General features: G+C 58.7%; 11 protein-coding genes and 3 pseudogenes. 11 read left to right on the top strand and 3 right to left on the bottom strand.

All coding sequences use genetic code 11. From position 1 onward, the window contains the following. The 3 genes and pseudogenes from FH061_RS29400 to FH061_RS29390 form a co-directional block, all read left to right on the top strand. Nucleotides 1–213: pseudogene (locus FH061_RS29400) on the top strand (IS256 family transposase); the annotation flags it as partial. A 554-nt stretch (nt 214–767) separates the two neighbouring features. Then, the gene (locus tag FH061_RS29395) at nt 768–1,172 is read left to right on the top strand and encodes a DUF6640 family protein (protein ID WP_151639386.1); all 405 of its coding nucleotides are present in this window, start codon (nt 768–770) and stop codon (nt 1,170–1,172) included. Nucleotides 1,173–1,416: 244 nt separating this feature from the next. Beyond that, complete coding sequence (locus FH061_RS29390) at nt 1,417–2,448, top strand: phospholipase A (RefSeq protein ID WP_225984972.1); 1,032 nt, start codon at nt 1,417–1,419, stop codon at nt 2,446–2,448. Nucleotides 2,449–2,974: 526 nt separating this feature from the next. On the opposite strand, the gene FH061_RS29385 is transcribed toward FH061_RS29390, so the two are convergent. Then, the gene (locus FH061_RS29385; protein ID WP_151639385.1) at nt 2,975–3,613 is read right to left on the bottom strand and encodes a TetR family transcriptional regulator; all 639 of its coding nucleotides are present in this window, start codon (nt 3,611–3,613) and stop codon (nt 2,975–2,977) included. A gap of 181 nt (nt 3,614–3,794) precedes the next feature. On the opposite strand from FH061_RS29385, the gene FH061_RS29380 reads away from it, so the two are divergent. From FH061_RS29380 to FH061_RS29345, 8 genes are all read left to right on the top strand, one after another. Continuing rightward, nucleotides 3,795–5,030: an efflux RND transporter periplasmic adaptor subunit gene (locus FH061_RS29380; protein ID WP_151639384.1), complete on the top strand. Its 1,236-nt coding sequence runs from the start codon at nt 3,795–3,797 to the stop codon at nt 5,028–5,030. 13 nt (nt 5,031–5,043) lie between these two features. Beyond that, nucleotides 5,044–8,199: an efflux RND transporter permease subunit gene (locus FH061_RS29375; RefSeq protein WP_151639383.1), complete on the top strand. Its 3,156-nt coding sequence runs from the start codon at nt 5,044–5,046 to the stop codon at nt 8,197–8,199. A gap of 3 nt (nt 8,200–8,202) precedes the next feature. Then, nucleotides 8,203–9,657 (top strand): efflux transporter outer membrane subunit, encoded by a 1,455-nt coding sequence (locus FH061_RS29370; protein WP_151639382.1) that lies wholly within the window; start codon nt 8,203–8,205, stop codon nt 9,655–9,657. 3 nt (nt 9,658–9,660) lie between these two features. Next, the gene (locus FH061_RS29365) at nt 9,661–10,488 is read left to right on the top strand and encodes an MlaA family lipoprotein (protein ID WP_151639381.1); all 828 of its coding nucleotides are present in this window, start codon (nt 9,661–9,663) and stop codon (nt 10,486–10,488) included. Nucleotides 10,489–10,793: 305 nt separating this feature from the next. Then, nucleotides 10,794–12,299 carry an ArnT family glycosyltransferase gene (locus tag FH061_RS29360; protein ID WP_151639380.1) on the top strand — a complete coding sequence of 502 codons (1,506 nt, stop codon included), beginning with the start codon at nt 10,794–10,796 and terminating at the stop codon, nt 12,297–12,299. Further along, nucleotides 12,300–13,229, top strand: coding sequence for a glycosyltransferase family 2 protein (locus FH061_RS29355; protein WP_151639379.1), 930 nt, complete (start codon nt 12,300–12,302; stop codon nt 13,227–13,229). Then, complete coding sequence (locus FH061_RS29350; RefSeq protein ID WP_151639378.1) at nt 13,177–14,133, top strand: lysylphosphatidylglycerol synthase transmembrane domain-containing protein; 957 nt, start codon at nt 13,177–13,179, stop codon at nt 14,131–14,133. The genes FH061_RS29355 and FH061_RS29350 overlap by 53 nt, the downstream gene beginning before the upstream one ends. Next, on the top strand, nt 14,130–15,173 hold the full coding sequence (locus FH061_RS29345; protein ID WP_151639377.1) for an NAD-dependent epimerase/dehydratase family protein: 1,044 nt from the start codon (nt 14,130–14,132) through the stop codon (nt 15,171–15,173). Before FH061_RS29350 ends, FH061_RS29345 begins: the two co-directional genes overlap by 4 nt. A 415-nt stretch (nt 15,174–15,588) precedes the next feature. On the opposite strand, the pseudogene FH061_RS29340 reads toward FH061_RS29345, so the two are convergent. Next, nucleotides 15,589–15,953 (bottom strand): annotated as a pseudogene (locus FH061_RS29340) (IS30 family transposase); the annotation flags it as partial. A gap of 38 nt (nt 15,954–15,991) precedes the next feature. Continuing rightward, a pseudogene (gene tnpA, locus FH061_RS29335) lies at nt 15,992–16,342 on the bottom strand (IS66-like element accessory protein TnpA); the annotation flags it as partial. Between the last annotated feature and the right edge of the window lie 140 nt (nt 16,343–16,482).

Below are 16,482 nucleotides of genomic sequence, written 5' to 3'. Positions count from 1 at the left end.
GCCACCGTGCGACATCGGACGACGCGCTCGCGTAACTGTCTATCGAGGGCGACGTTTCTCGGGCTGGCGTTCAAGCTGATGGAAGAAGCAGAAAAGAGCTGGCGTAAGACTCGCGGCGCTGACAACCTCGCCGTGCTGCTGGCGGGCGTGCCGTTCAAGGATGGACTACCGGTGCAAGACAATCCGCCGGAACAGCAAAAACTCGCCGCCTGACGTCGCTATCCTTCAAGCCGGCATACACCAGAATTGACACTAGCTCCCATATCGACGACTGAAGCCATAGACCTATTCTGCTCTTATCCTAAGCGCTTTACTATGTTGTTTTTGGACAAGCCCTAAATAACGCCAGTGGTACGTAAGTATAGAGGTTAATCCAGTTATACACTAACTCCTTGAACTTTATTCATCGGGCACTACCGAATAGATACTCGGACTCATTTCATAGATAGGTGGCACGCGTTCGCATCAGAACCGACACTCGACTGCGTTGCGCTCTTTGCGAATAGGCAAAGTGATTCGACGCGTCGTACCCTGGCAGGGCGCGAACCGGCAAGTATGCCGCTCGTGTTGCTCCGGCAGGCGAGCATTTCGCTTGCAACTTCGGCTCGCCCTCGCCAGCCCGATTCTGATGCGAACGCGTGCTCTCATGTCTATGAAATGATTTTAATTGGATTGGCCGATCGAGCGAGGAATTACCCCTTGTCGTTTCCGTAGATCTGATCGAGCGTAGAGGGAGGAGTATGAGACGGGAGCGAATCGGAATTTTGATGCTGTATGCACTGGCGTCTGTCACTGCACTCAGTGGCTTCGCGGCGGACTTTAATCGTACTCATCTTTTCAATCCTGCTTGGACCGCACATGCTAAGTTCCATGATGCAATGACGATTAGTCATGGACTCGTCCTTGGTCTGCTAGGGCTATATTTTCTCGCGCGTCGTGCGCACGGCGATTTACACTTGTTGAAATTGGCTAGTCTTTTCCCTGCAATTTTCTGGGCTTCGATGGTCGTTAGCTTTTTCTTTCCTGGAGTGGGCGGACTTGAGGCTGACTTTCCCGATCTCGTTCCTGTTGTTGCTGGGATGCGAATCAATGAACTGCCGGCAGCACTTTTTATGCTGTTGCTAATAGTGGTAGCAGCTCTTATGGCACGGCCAACCAGAACATTTGTTTAGCATCACCATTGATTCACCAATGGACGGCTACATACTGTAGAGAAGTGGTTTCAGGAAATCAAACGGTAAGATAAGTATTTGCTTTGCATCACAACGCTGACCGGAAAGACAAGTGGCGCGCGGTGCCCTTACGTCCGCGAGGTTATACTCAATGCAATTGGATTTCTCTCAAACAAACGGAGTACCTCTACACTGTTCATATTTTCAAATTTTTGAACTTTTCTGAAGAAAGGAAGGCGTAAAAGTGAAAAGACCATCCGGATTGGCAGCGGGGCTTCTTGCATTCGCTTTTGCGAATGTCGGTGCTCAGTCACTTCGAGCAGATTCCACTTCATGCCAATTTATATCGGTGAACGAAGAGCGCTTACAATGTTACGACCGAGTCTTTGGAAGAGATGGTGACAATACTCTTATGCAGAGTCCGAAACCGATCGAAACAGTAAGCGAACCGTTAGCTTCTGACACCGGTAAGGTTCCACAGAAGACTTCGTCCCGGATGGCAGAGCACTGGGAATTGGATGAAGCCAGCAAGCGCGGAGCCTTCTACTTTCGCCCTCATCGAGAAAACTATCTCGTCGGCACCTATAACTCAAACCCAAATGATGAGCCTTATCGGCCTTTCCGACTGATCAACCCGAATGCTGAGTTGTCGCGCGGCGAGCTGGCATTTCAACTGAGCTTCAAGCTAAAGGTCGCGGAGAATCCGGCAAACTTGCCCGTAGATGTCTGGTTTGGTTATACTCAGCGCAGCTTTTGGCAAGCCGGTAATCAGGAAGCCTCAAGCCCTTTCCGGGAAACTAATTATCAGCCTGAACTGATGGCGGTAGTACCGACAAACCTGAACCTGCTCGGGTTACGACTACGTTTTCTGAATCTTGGCCTAGAGCATCAGTCAAATGGACAGGGGTCTCTTCTCTCGCGGAGCTGGAATCGAGTCTATCTTCAGGCGGGGCTTGAAAAAGACGACTTTGAGTTTCTAGTGCGCGCCTGGAAGCGCTTCAAGGAAGATGCGGACGAGGATAATAATCCCCGCATCACAGACTACTTAGGCCACGGCGACATCGTAGGAACATATCGTTGGAATGGGCACGAACTTTCTTTACTGATGCGCCATAACTTTAATACTGACAAAGGCGCAGCCCAACTCGGCTGGGCTTTTCCTCTATCGGAGCGCCTCAAGGGTTACGTGCAGATTTTCTCAGGCTATGGCTATAGCTTAATAGACTACAACGTTTCTCAGCGAATTCTGGGCCTCGGCGTAAAGGTAAGCTATTGATCATAGCTTCACAGCAGCTCTTACCAGCGATGAGGTAGACAGCGCGGAGTGTCGAAGCTCCCGGGTCATCGCTTTGATTGCCGTGCGCGTCCTATAAGTTGGACAGTCGTTAGAGGAGTCATTACAAGAACATTCTTCCCAAGCCATTCATCTCTCGGCTCGGTGTTGAAAGGACCGTTCCAGGTGGTGCGTAAGTTTTACCCGAAGCGGACGTAAATGGAAGGCGCTATGTTCGCCAAGGTAGAACCTAGCTTTCAGCAATTCGACACTTGGGAAGAATCGACGTTGTCAAACAATACTGTCGCCAATTACGGACTTTAAATAGAGTGACACCGTAAGCGTCATCCTGCATCAGTTCATGGTGCTGCAAGGGAAGCTGACGGCGATGCAAGCATCGAAGGGCACCGCGTGGGTGACGCCGTCAGAGCCTAGCTATATGGCGGGACATAGACATGAGAGCACGCGTTCGCATCAGGATCGGGCTGACGAGGGCGAGCCGAAGTTGCAAGCGAAATGCTCGCCTGCCCTAGGCTTTTTTTCTTAGGCTCGCTGCGTAGCGCACCATGTCCAAGCAGGCGTCCACCAGGCGCTCCACCTCCTCAACCAGACGGAATGATTCCTTGGAGAAGAGCCAATTCCTGAGGATGCCGTCAATGGCCCCGTGGAACGTAATGGCTGCCAACGGGATGTCGAGGTCGTCGGCTAGCTGACCCTTCTTCACCGCCTGCTGCATCACCTTTTTGAGGTGGGAGCGGCCATCCAGGAACGCTTCTTGCTGCCGGATGTACGCCGGATCCGTAGGATCGACGAATTCGCACTTGTTGAACAGAATGTCGGACACCTTGCGCAGATGCACGTCGGTGGCGGCTTGGGTTAAAAAGAAAACGCAGATCTTGCGAAGGTGGCCAAGTGGGTCGTCATTGTCAGGTCCTTCGCCGGATGCTGCCAGTTCTTCCATCGGCAGTCTCACGCGGTCGCACATGGCATTGAAGAGGTCGCTCTTGTCCTTGAAATGCCAGTAGATCGCACCCCGCGTCAGCCCCGCTGCTGCCGCGACTGCCTCAAGAGTAGTGCGGGCATAGCCCGCGCGATGGAAAACATCCTCTGCGGCATTGAGCAGGTGATGACGTGTTTCGAGCGCTGCTTCCTTGGTTTTTCTAACCATCGTCGTTGTATCGGAAATAAGTAGGTGGACGGTCGCGTAGGCGAGCTAGCTACATTCAAGATTGTATGTATAATACATTTTTTTTTTACCATCCACCAGAACATAGATTGCGCTGCCCGCGCCCGTCAGTCCACATGCGCACTCTGCAGATCCTATTATTTTTGCCCCCCCGGAAACCTTCATGAGAGCACTTAACCGATACAATCCGCTGGCGGTAGCCCTCGCTGCCGCGCTGACCCTGTCAGGCTGTGGCGACCAGGTCGCAAGCGCCTACGCGCAAGCCCCGAGTGGCATGCCGCCCCCCGAGGTCTCGGTAGTGACCGCCGCGCCGGAGCGGCTCACGCTTACCAATGAATTGCCCGGCCGACTTGAAGCCACCCGCACCGCCGAAGTCCGGGCGCGTGCGGCCGGCATCGTGACCAAGCGGGTGTTCAGTGAGGGCAGCGAGGTCAAGGCAGGCGAAATCTTGTTCCGCATCGATCCGGCGCCGTTCGAGGCAGCGCTCAACAGCGCCCAGGCCAGTCTAGCCAGGGCTGAAGCCAACTTGGCACAGACTACCACCACCGTTCAGCGCTACAAGCCGCTGGTCGAGACCAATGCCATCAGCAAGCAGGAATACGATACGGCGCTGGCGGCGCAGAAGCAGGCGGCGGCCGACGTCCAGTCCGCCAAGGCGGCAGTGGCGACGGCGCGTCTCAACCTCGGCTATGCCACGGTCAACGCCCCGATCTCCGGGCGCATCGGTCGTGCGCTAGTGACAGAGGGCGCGCTGGTTGGCCAAGGAACCGCCACGCCGCTGGCCACTATCCAGCAACTCGACCCCATCTACATCAACATCACGCAGTCGGCTTCAGAGGCCCTCAGGCTGCGCCGCGCAATGAGCGCTGGCCGGTTGCAGAAGGCCGGAAAGGACGAGGCTAGAGTCACCGTCGTTACGGAAGACGGCGAGATCTACCCCCACCCGGGCAAGCTGCTGTTCTCGGACCAGACAGTCGACCCGAGCACCGGCGCCATCACGCTGCGGGCCCTGGTACCTAACCCCGACCGATTCCTGCTGCCCGGCATGTACGTGCGGGCCAGGGTCGAACAGGCCGTGCGCGAGGACGCGATTACCCTACCCCAACAAGCCGTGCAGCGCCTGCCCAACGGCTCGTTCGTGATGGTGGTCGGCGACGACAATAAGGTAGCTGCGCGCCCAGTCAAGGCCCAAAGCGCAATCGGCGACAAATGGGTCGTCAGCGAAGGCCTCAAGGGCGGCGAGCGCGTAATTGTCGAGGGTTTCCAGAAGGCTCCTCCCGGCGCCGTCGTCAAAACCGTACCATGGAAGCGTGCCGCCAACGGCGCACAACAGGGAGCACAGCCTGTGCAGTCCGCTGTACAGCCGGGTGCTCAGCAACAGCCGGCCGTATCCAAATAAAGAGAGCAAACGAATGGGAAAATATTTCATTGATCGCCCGGTCTTTGCCTGGGTGATCGCGGTCTTCATATTGCTTGCTGGAATTCTGTCGATCACGGGCCTGCCGGTGGCGCAATATCCGACCATTGCGCCCCCAGCAGTGCAGATTACCGCCATCTATCCGGGCGCCACTGCGCAGACCCTGGAAAATAGTGTTACCAGCCTGATCGAGCAAGAGCTTAACGGCGCACCTGGCCTGCAGTACATGGAGTCGCAGAGCCAGGGCAACGGCCAGGCACAGATCACCGCCACCTTCACCCCAGGAACCAACATCGACCTGGCCGCGGTCGAGGTGCAGAACCGCATGCGCCGCGTGGAGTCACGTCTACCGCAACCGGTCACCCAGCAGGGCGTACAAGTCACAAAGGCCCGCAGCAACTTCCTGGCAGTGGTAACTCTGTCGTCCAAGGACGGCAGCATGGACCCGATTGCACTTGGCGACTACCTGTCTCGCAACGTGCTCAACGAAATCAAGCGGGTTCCGGGCGTCGGCGAGGCAATTCTGTTCGGCACCGAAAGCGCGATGCGCATCTGGATCGATCCGGACAAACTGGTGGGATACAAGCTCACGCCCACTGATGTCGCTAACGCCATCCGCGCGCAGAACGCACAGGTCGCCTCCGGCAGTTTGGGCGAACTACCCTCTCCAGGCAGCCAGCAGATTACCGCGCCCATTGTGGTCACCGGCCAGCTTACCACAGCGGAGCAGTTCGGAAACATCGTGCTGCGGGCCAATACCGACGGCTCCGTAGTCCGTCTGCGCGACGTCGCGACGGTGGAACTGGGTGGTCAAGCCTATGCGACTTCGGCACGCACCAACGGCAATCCGTCGTCTGCGATCGGTATCCAGCTATCGCCGACCGCCAACGCGCTCGGCACCGCCACCGCAGTACGCGCCAAGATGGAACAGCTGTCGAAGTTCTTCCCGGCTGGCATTCAGTATGAGATTCCATACGACACCTCCAAGTTCGTCGAGATTTCAATCGAGGAAGTGGTCAAGACCTTGCTGGAAGCCGTACTGCTGGTGTTCTTGGTCATGTACCTGTTTCTGCAGAATATCCGCTACACGCTCATCCCGACGATCGTGGTGCCGGTGACGCTGATGGGCACCTTTGCCACGATGTATGTGTTTGGCTTTTCCATCAACGTGCTGACTATGTTCGGCATGGTTCTAGCTATTGGCATCGTAGTCGACGATGCCATCGTGGTGGTCGAAAATGTCGAGCGCATCATGAGTGAGGAAGGGCTTTCACCCCCCGAAGCCACACGCAAGGCGATGGGCCAGATCACGGGCGCAATCATTGGAATCACACTGGTGCTGATCGCAGTATTCATCCCGATGGCATTCTTCGGCGGCGCTGTGGGTGCGATCTACCGCCAATTCTCGCTGTCCATGGCGGCCTCCATCGCGTTCTCGGCACTGATGGCGCTGACGCTCACGCCGGCCCTGTGCGCCACCCTGCTCAAGCCTGTAGAGGCGGGCCACCACAACGAGAAGCGTGGTTTCTTCGGCTGGTTCAACCGAAAATTCAACGCCGCCACCAACGGCTACCAGCGCGGGGTGGTAGCCATGCTCGGCAAGACCGGGCGCTACATGGTGGTCTACGGCCTGATCGTGGCCGTGGTCGGCCTGCTGTTCATGCGTCTGCCATCGTCCTTTCTGCCCAACGAAGACCAGGGTTACATTCTGACCAACATCCAGCTGCCACCGGGCGCCAGCGCCAATCGGACGCAGGATGTCGTCAAGCAGGTAGAAGGCCATTTTCTGAAGCAGCCCGGCGTGGAACACATCATTTCGATAATCGGCTTTTCCTTCTCCGGTAGCGGCCAGAACGCGGGCATTGCCTTCGTTCCGCTCAAGGACTGGGACGAGCGCGGTGATGACACCGCCGACAAGATCGCCGGCAAGGCCATGGGCGTGCTGATGGGCATCAAGGATGCGATCGTGTTCGCGCTCAATCCGCCACCGATCCCGGAACTGGGCAACGCGACTGGCTTCAACTTCCGTCTGCAGGACCGTGGCGGCATGGGGCGCGAGGCATTGCTCACCGCGCGCAACCAGCTGCTCGGCATGGCAAGACAGAGCAAGCTTCTCACGGGCGTGCGTCCTGAAGGCTTGGAAGATGCGCCGCAGCTGCAGGTCGATGTGGACCGTGACAAGGCCAGCGCCTTAGGTGTGTCCTTCGCCGACATCAACAACACGCTGTCGGCCGCGCTTGGCTCATCCTACCTCAACGACTTCCCCAACCAGGGCCGCCAGCAGCGCGTGATCCTGCAGGCGGAATCCACGCAGCGGGTAAAGCCGGAAGACCTGGGCAACCTGTATGTGCGAAATGCCGCTGGTGACATGGTGCCGCTGGCGACCTTTATCTCGGCCAAGTGGATCAACGGCCCGGTGCAGATCGTGCGCTACAACGGCTACCCGGCGATGAAAATCGCCGGCCAGGCCGCCCCGGGCTTCAGCTCGGGCGACGCGATGGCGGAGATGGAACAGCTCGCCGCCAAGCTGCCGGCTGGCTTCGGTTTCGAATGGACTGGGCAGTCGCTTGAGGAGCGCACCTCCGGTGCCCAGATGCCGATGCTGATGGCACTGTCTCTGCTGGCGGTGTTTCTGGTGCTGGCCGCGCTGTACGAGAGCACATCGATTCCGCTGTCAGTGATGCTGGTGGTGCCTCTCGGCGTGCTCGGCGCCGTGCTGGGCGTGACCCTGCGCGGCATGCCCAACGACGTCTATTTCAAAGTCGGCCTGATCACCATCATCGGCCTGTCGGCGAAGAATGCGATCCTGATCATTGAGTTCGCCAAGGACCTGCAGGCGCAAGGCAAGGGATTGATCGAATCGGCCGTGGAAGCGGCCAAGCTGCGCTTTCGCCCAATTATCATGACCTCTCTGGCCTTCATCCTCGGCGTGCTGCCTCTCGCTATTGCCAGCGGTGCCGGTTCGGCCAGTCAGCGCGCCATCGGTACCGGCGTGATGAGCGGCATGATCAGCGCCACCGTGCTAGCCGTGTTCTTGGTGCCGGTGTTCTTCGTCGTGGTGCGCCGCCTGTTCAAGGGCAGCAAGCGCCAGCAGGAATTCTGGGCTGCCCATTCACCGAAACCCGCCCCGCAAGACGAAAGGGGCGTCTGAACCATGCTGAAGATACGCAATTCTGTTTCCATCCTGCTCGCCGCCGGCATCGTGAGCGCCTGTTCGCTGGCGCCGCGCTACGAGCGCCCGGCCGCGCCGATCGCCAACACCTATCCGGCCGAGCCGGTGGCGGCCGGCGCCACCGCCACCGCGACCGCCGACACCGGCTGGCGCGAGTTTTTCCAGGACCCGCGGCTGCAGGCGCTGATCGAATCGACGCTGGCCAACAATCGCGACCTGCGGGTGGCCGCCCTGCGCATCGAGGAAGCCCGCGCGCAGTACAACATCGTCTCGGCCGACCTGCTGCCCAACTTCAATGCGGCGCTGGCCGGTTCGCGCGGCAGGACTTCCGCCGCCACCTCGCCGCTCGGCACCTCGGCGGTGTCCACCAGCTATCAGGTCGGCCTCAACCTTGCCTCCTTCGAACTGGACTTCTTCGGCCGCGTGCGAAACCTGAACGAGGCGGCGCTCGCACTGTTCCTGTCAACCGAAGAGGCGCGCCGCTCGGCGCAGATCAGTCTAGTGGCCGAAGTCGCCAAGGCCTACCTGGCCGAACGTGCATTTGCGGAACAGCAGGAGCTGGCGCAGCGCACCCTCAGTGCGCGTGAAACCGGCTTTAGGCTGGCTCAACAGCGCTTTGAAGTCGGCGCCTCGTCGGCACTGGACCTGCGCCAACAAGAAGTGCTAGTGCAGACTGCACGCGCAACGCTGGCCGGCCTGGTACGCCAGCGTGCGCAGGCACAGAATGCTCTGATTTTGCTGGCTGGTCAGCCGCTGGCCGAACTGCCACCGGCGCGCAGCCTGTCGGAACAGAACATCGTCGCCGAGCTGCCGCCCGGCCTTCCGTCCGACCTGCTGATTCGCCGTCCCGATATTCGCGCCAGCGAACTGCAGCTCACTGCCTCCAACGCCAACATCGGCGCCGCCCGCGCAGCCTTCTTTCCACGCATCTCGCTCACCGCTGGCATCGGCAGCGCCAGCGGCGAACTGGGCGACCTGTTCGAGGCCGGCACCCGCACCTGGTCGTTCGTCCCGCAACTGGTACTGCCGATCTTCGACGCCGGCCGCAATCGCGCCAACCTATCACTCGCCGAGGTGCGCAACAACATCGCCGTTGCCAACTACGAAAAGACGATCCAGGTGGCTTTCCGCGAAGTCTCCGACGCCCTGGTCGCGCGCGGCGCCATCGACGAGCAGATCGATGCTCAGCGCCGGGTGGTGGAAGCGCAGGCTGACCGGCTCCGGTTGGCCGAACAGCGTTTCCAGGGCGGCATCGCCAGCTCGCTCGAAGTGCTTGACGCGCAGCGTGAACTGTTCTCAGCCGAGCAATCGCTGGTGCAGACCCGCCAGCTACGACTGACGAATGCAGTGGACCTGTATCGCTCGCTCGGCGGAGGGGTGAACGAAGCCACGGTCCAGTCCTCTCTGAAACATGCGACGGCAGGAGTGGAGAAGTGATCAATGACAACGCATAAGACGGCAGTGATCGTGCTCCTGATAGCTTTATCCCTGCCCGGCTGCGCTACCTTAGGGGACAACCCCCGCGACCCGTTCGAGAGCTACAACCGTGCCGTGTTTAACTTCAACGACAAGGTCGACCAGATTGCGGTCAAGCCCGCTGCCGAAGCGTATCGCGCAACCCTGCCGAGATTCGTGCAGACGGGCATCAGCAACTTCTTCGGCAATCTCGGTGACGTCTGGATCGCCGCCAACAATTACATGCAGGGCAAGTTCGAGCACGGCATCAACGACACGATGCGCTTCGCGGTCAATTCTACGCTCGGCCTCCTCGGAGTGCTCGATATCGCAACCGAGGCGGGCCTGCCCAAGCACAGCGAGGACTTCGGCCAGACGCTGGGCAAGTGGGGCGTGCAATCCGGGCCGTACTTCGTGCTGCCGCTGCTCGGCCCGTCCACGGTACGCGACTCGCTCGCGACGCCGCTCGATCTCGCCGCTGACGGCTGGACCTATGTTTCTTCCCAGCCTTGGACCGCCGCAGGCACCGTGACGCGCGTCGTGGACCTGCGTGCCCGCGCGCTCGATGCATCGAACCTACTTGAAGCAGCCGCCCTCGACCGCTATGTGTTTGTTAGGGACGCCTACTTGCAGCGCCGCCAGAACCGGGTGCACGACGGCCAAGTGCCGGCGCCCCAATATGAATACGACCTTGGGCCCACTGTGGAGTCGGTGAAGGCGGGACTGCCGGGGCCAGAACCCGGCCGGTCTGCAGCGGTCAGACTGGAAAATTATGGCCCGCTTGAAAGCAACGCCGCTACCGGCAAAAAGTAGCTTGTCAGACAATGGTGCCGCTCGCTGCCTTCTATTCCTAGCTGAGCCGTTAAGCCCACGCGGTCCGTACACGTCGTCGCCGCTTGGCAGAATTGAAGTCAACTGGAAAAAAGTAACTGCCGACGGTTCGTAGAATTGAGGTACGGAGGCATAGCTGAATCGAGTACCGAAAGCGGGTTATACGAAGGAATTCCGCGAGAAGGCAGTCAAGGTGGCGGAGGCGCATTATCGGAGCCGGTTCAGTCGAATTTGAACAGGAAGGGTTGACGTTGAATCCGGCAACCCGATGAAGAGAGATAGGTGTCGTGCATTCCTTCGCGGATAACGAAAAACATTCATTCCGGATTCTGCCGCCCCGCCGCGGTGCGGCGTTCGTGCTGGCGCTTGGTGCCTATTTTCTGCTGCATCTCCTCATCCGCATCAACGTGTCCGACTTCCTGGATCTGGACGAGGCCGAGGCTGTCATTGCTTCCCGGGAACTTAGGGCAGGATATGGGTCGCAGCCTCCCTTGTACAACTGGTTGCAGTGGCTGATGTTCCAGCTATTCGGCCTCAACCTGTTCGCCCTCTCGGCGCTCAAGAACCTGCTATTGTTCGCCACATATTTGAGCATGTTCGGCCTAGCCAAGCCTCTGATCGGTACCCGCGGTGCCATGACGGCATCGGCTTCCTTGCTGCTTTTTCCGCAGATCGGCTGGGAATCGCAGCGCGATCTCACGCACTCGGTGCTGCTGACAACCTTAGCCTGCGCCACGCTCTGGTGCTATTTCGCCTTGCTGCGTAAGCCTGTCGCTGCGTACTACGCATTGTTCGGACTGTTGATCGGACTCGGGCTGCAGGCCAAGTACAACTTCGCGGTGTTTCTAGCCGGGCTGATGTCGGCCAGCCTCTTGGTGAAAGAGCACAGGCAGACCCTGTGGAATCGCAGGACGGGTATATCGGCGGCGATTGCATTCATGACGTTGTTGCCGCATGGGCTATGGTTGCTGAATAACCTGGGATCTGCGGTCAGCGGCACTCTCGATAAAATGGCCGAAGGCACTCAGCAAGCTGGCTTCGTTCGCAATGTAGCGACCGGAATGGCTAGCATGGTGACGGCGACATTTTCCTTCGTCGCGCTGGCAGCGATGATCTATGGTCTTGCTGGCCGTGATCAGTGGAAGCCGGTCGAATTCCGCTGGCGCGATCCCCACGCCCGTTTCTTCATCGCGCTTTATGCAGGCTTTTTTCTTGTGCTGACCTGCGTGCTACTCTCCAGTGAAGTCGGCAAGTTCAAGGATCGCTGGCTGCAGCCTCTGCTGTTTTCTCTGCCGTTGGCATGTTTCCTATGGTGGCCCGCACTAGCGCAGGGTGCCGTGTATCGGCGCATTCTGGCGGCAGTCGCCGTTGTCGCCATGATGATATTGCTGGGGATACCGTTGCGGGCTTACCTCGGGCCAGCCTTCAACAGGAATGTGCAATCGCTGCACCCGTATTCCGAATTGGCAGAGAAGCTCGCTCGCCGCTTTCCGAACGTGCCGATCATCACCGATGAAAAGCTGATTGCCGGCAATCTGTATTTCCAGCGGCCGGCATTGCGTACTCTACTGTCCGAAGACCTGCTGAAACGGCCCGGGACCTTGCCGGAAGAAGCACTGATCGTCACGTATGGAAGCGATGGCAATGCTGAGTCCGACCTGCTGGAGCGTTTCTTGGCCACCTACCCCGGCTGCATGGTACAGGAGCAAGGCCAGCTCAACCTGCAGCTGCGTGGCAGCAGTGCGAAAAGCGTCGATTTCTATTTTATTCTCATCACTTTCCGGAAACCGTAAATGCTGCTTTCAGTCGTCATCCCGGTCATGAATGAACGAGACAATATCAATCTACTGACCGCACGCATCGCCGATGCGCTGGAGGGCGTCCGGCACGAAGTCATCTTCGTCGACGATGGCTCGCGCGACGGGACGCCGGCAGAAATTGAGCGCTGCGCCCGGCCCGGCACCCGTATTCTGGTGCTTAACCGGAACTATGGCCAAACCACGGCGATGGCGGCGGGCATCGATGCCGCGCAAGGCGACTTGATCGTCATGCTCGACGGCGACTTGCAGAACGACCCGCACGATATCCCGCTCATGATAAAGCGCCTGCAGGAAGAGGACTGCGATGTGGTTGCCGGAATACGCGCCAAGCGCCAGGACGGGCTGCTGCTGCGTAAGGCGCCCAGCAAGCTGGCGAACTGGCTCATCCGTCACATGACCGGCGTATACATCAGCGATTACGGCTGCACCCTCAAACTGTTCAAGAGCGACGTTGCCAAGAACCTGAGCCTCTACGGCGAACTGCACCGTTACATTCCGGTGCTGGCCAGCATGCACGGTGCGCGCTTGACGCAAATCGAGGTGCGCCATCATCCGCGCCATGCCGGCGTCTCCAAGTACGGCATCAACCGCACCCTCAAGGTCGTCAGCGATCTGCTGCTGATGGTGTTTCTTCAAAAATATGGCCAGCGACCGATGCATTTCTTCGGCGGCACCGGGATCATCCTGTTCCTGGCAGGTCTGCTGATCAACGCTTACCTGGCGGTGGATAAGCTGCTAGGCGAGTCGATCGGCGGGCGCCCGCTACTGTTCCTCGGCCTGCTGCTGGTTGTAGCCGGCATACAGCTCACCACGACTGGCTTCATCGCGGACCTGATCATGCGCACCTACTATGAATCTCAGAATAAAAGACCTTACAGCATCAAGAAGCAGATCGTCATCTGATTTTGTCTCAAGACCGCTCAAGTTTGTGGTCCAGTCGCTGGTCTCCCTCTGCCTAGTTGTTCTAGTGGTCTGGCAGATCGACTTGAGTCAGGTTGTATCGCTGGCGCTCGAGCCGCAGCACATGGCATGGCTACTGGCCGCACTGCTGCTATTCAACCTGTCGAAGATCGTCAGCGCCGTGCGGCTCAACCTGTATCAACGCCATGCCGGCATCCTGCTGAATGAATGGGAAAACCTGCGCCTGTACTACGCCGGCATGTTTCTGAACCTGTTCCTGCCCGGCGGCATCGGCGGCGACGGCTACAAGGTCCTGGTGCTGCACCGCCGCCAGGCCGCTCCGCTCAGGACGCTGCTGTGGGTCACGCTGGTCGACCGTGTCAGCGGTGTCCTGATCCTGCTTGTGCTGGTCTGCGTGCTGCTGCCTTTCGTCGATCCGCCATGGCATGAGGACGCGGTGCGCATGGCGGCTTTCGTCGGCGGCGCGGCGGTGGCCCTGGCCAGCGTGTGGCTGCACCATCGGCTGCTGCGGATGCACGGCGCGCGTATGGCGGCGGTGCTCGTCCATGGCCTGGCGGTGCAGTGCCTGCAGCTCGGCTGCATGGCGACTCTGCTGGCCTGCCTGCCAGTGGCCGCAGGCGATTATCCGGCCTTCCTGTGCATCTTCCTGCTGTCGTCCGTCGCGGCCGCCTTGCCATTGAGCATCGGCGGGCTGGGCGCGCGTGAAGTGGTCTTCCTGTACGGCTTGCAATTGTTGCGGCTCGACCCAGTACATGGGGTAGTGGCGTCGAGCGGATTTTTCCTGGTCACCGCGGCGTCGTCGCTGCTTGGCGCGCCGCTCATGGGAGGTTTTTCTACGAACGCAGCCGTCGGGGCGCCGGCGGGCTGCGCAAGGGAGGAAGGATGAAAAGAGACGACGAAACGGTCTTGATAACGGGAGCGGCGGGCTTCATCGGCAGTCATGTTGCAGCCCGCCTGGCGACCATGGGATGGCGCGTGGCCGCGTGCGACAATTTCAATAATTATTACTCGCCTCGGCTGAAGGCCGACCGGGTCGAAGCGCTGTTGCGTCCCCACGGGATAGCCTGCGAAAGGGTGGAGCTGTCGGACCGCGCCCAGGTCGACGAGCTGTTCCACAGGACCAAACCTTCCCATGTTGTGCATCTGGCAGCGCAGGCGGGCGTCCGGCATTCGCTGGAGAGTCCGGCAGCCTACATCGAGTCCAACCTCGTTGCCTTTTCGCATATACTGGAAGCCTGCCGGCGCTGGTGTCCCGTTCATTTGGTCTATGCGAGCAGCAGCAGCGTCTACGGCGCCAGCCACGATGTCCCGTTCCGTGAAGACCACATGACGGATCAGCCAGTATCGCTGTATGCCGCGACCAAGAAATCCAACGAGCTGCTGGCGTATTGCTACAGCCATCTGTTTGGCCTGCGCATGACCGGCTTGCGCTTTTTCACGGTGTACGGGCCTTGGGGCCGACCCGACATGGCCTATTTCAATTTCACCAGGAAAATGCTGAAGAGGGAACCGATCCCGGTATTCGCGCAAGGCCTGCTTAGGCGGGATTTCACGTATATCGACGACATCGTAGAGGGCGTGGTCCGTGTACTGACGGGACCACCGGCGGACGTTGAAGGAACTGCGCACACCGTCATGAATATCGGCAACCATCAACCAGTCCAAGTCATCGACTTCATTGCGATGCTTGAAAAGGTGCTTGACGTAAAGGCCGATCTGGAATTCCTGCCCATGCAGCCCGGCGACGTACCCGTCACGTATGCCGACACGTCGCGCCTGCAGCGGCTAGTCGGTTTTACTCCCGCCACCTCGCTGGAGGAGGGGCTGACCCGATTCAGGGACTGGTTTGTCGAATGGAGCAATCTTCAATTTGATGTCGAAAAAGGACAGGCGGCAGAAGGCTGTGGCCCACATGCGCCTGCATAGGCGGCCGCTGCTTTTGCTTCTCCTGAACGATCTGTTGGCACGCAGAAAACTAGTGGTGATCATTGAGGACAAGTGTAGTTAAAAAAGTGTATGCCAACGGTTCGGAGAATTTTGGAACGGAGGTGTTGACGTCACGCATGAGCGTATTTCTTCGAACGTTACATGAACGCCGCCATTTGCCAAGTATAGAAACACATGGTGTAGACAGGAATGACATTGCGAACTTACATTCGGCCTGTCGTTGTGGCTGAGCCACTGGCCATTATGGAATTCGCTGACGACGTCCCTAATTGATTCCCGAGCTGAATGCTCACCGTTATATAGACTCGGCCCACAAATAGATTAATGAAGTAGCCCCGTAGATTCCCGGACCAGAGGTATTCCTTACAATAACGACTAGGAATACACGGCGGATTCAACCGGTCGTCGCAACACCATATTGTTGAACAGATTTTAGGTGCTCGTCCAGTGCTTCGGCTGGCGTCTTCCAACCAAGCGTTTTCGTGGCCTGGAATTCAGTGTATTGGCAACGGCCTGGAGCTCTCGAGCGCTCCAACGAGCCAAGTCTGTGCCCTTTGGGAAGTATTGCCGAAGGAGGCCGTTCGTATTCTCGTTTGTCCCGCGCTGCCATGGACTGTGCGGGTCGGCGAAGAATACCTTCACCCCGGATTCGATTGTAAAACGGGCGTGATCAGAGAGTTCTTTTCCCCGATCCCAGGTCAATGACTGCCACAACTGGGCAGGCATCTCAGTGACGGTTTTCTTGAGCGCATTGGCCATCGCAGCAATCCAGATGCGTGTGCCCGCCGGCAGCGTCATCATCGGTTCAGGCTGGACAGCAAAGTGTCCAGCACGGCTATATCGACATGGCCTTGTACCCGCACCACGGCCTGGGCAAACCGGATCTCGATGGTGCCGGTCAACGATGAAGCTTCGGAAGCTGTGCTGGGTTGCTGACACTGGGACACAGGATCGGCTACTGTGGTGGACTCCGATTGCAGTGTCACCGGAAGAAATGTCGCTGGGGGAGGTGATGTATCAAATTGGCCGGCTCGGTACCGGCGCCGCCACTTGAACAACATGTTGGCGTTGACGCCGTGCTGCAGCGCCAGCTTGGCCACTGACACACCGGGCTGGCATGCAGCCTGTGCCAATTGCTTCTTGAACTCGTACGGGTAATTCGTAAGCGCCTAGCCATCCCACATTGACGGGATACCGAATCTACGAGCAGAAGTTTACGCGGGCGTCCAGCGATGCGGCAACAGTTCGGTGACACGGCTAGCCAGCAGTGTCGGCAAGCGTTCGAGGA

The sequence above is a fragment of the Noviherbaspirillum aerium genome (genome assembly GCF_008929045.1).
Lineage (GTDB): Bacteria > Pseudomonadota > Gammaproteobacteria > Burkholderiales > Burkholderiaceae_D > Noviherbaspirillum > Noviherbaspirillum aerium.
Note: the sequence above shows the minus strand (reverse complement) of the source record. Positions and strands in the feature narration are given on the sequence as shown.

Bases quoted from the DNA above. Each gene is read 5' to 3' on its own strand.
- FH061_RS29395 (WP_151639386.1), top strand. From the start codon at position 768: ATGCTGTATGCACTGGCGTCTGTCACTGCACTCAGTGGCTTCGCGGCG.
- FH061_RS29385 (WP_151639385.1), bottom strand. From the start codon at position 3,613: ATGGTTAGAAAAACCAAGGAAGCAGCGCTCGAAACACGTCATCACCTG.
- FH061_RS29380 (WP_151639384.1), top strand. From the start codon at position 3,795: ATGAGAGCACTTAACCGATACAATCCGCTGGCGGTAGCCCTCGCTGCC.
- FH061_RS29375 (WP_151639383.1), top strand. From the start codon at position 5,044: ATGGGAAAATATTTCATTGATCGCCCGGTCTTTGCCTGGGTGATCGCG.
- FH061_RS29370 (WP_151639382.1), top strand. From the start codon at position 8,203: ATGCTGAAGATACGCAATTCTGTTTCCATCCTGCTCGCCGCCGGCATC.
- FH061_RS29365 (WP_151639381.1), top strand. From the start codon at position 9,661: ATGACAACGCATAAGACGGCAGTGATCGTGCTCCTGATAGCTTTATCC.
- FH061_RS29355 (WP_151639379.1), top strand. From the start codon at position 12,300: ATGCTGCTTTCAGTCGTCATCCCGGTCATGAATGAACGAGACAATATC.
- FH061_RS29350 (WP_151639378.1), top strand. From the start codon at position 13,177: ATGAATCTCAGAATAAAAGACCTTACAGCATCAAGAAGCAGATCGTCA.
- FH061_RS29345 (WP_151639377.1), top strand. From the start codon at position 14,130: ATGAAAAGAGACGACGAAACGGTCTTGATAACGGGAGCGGCGGGCTTC.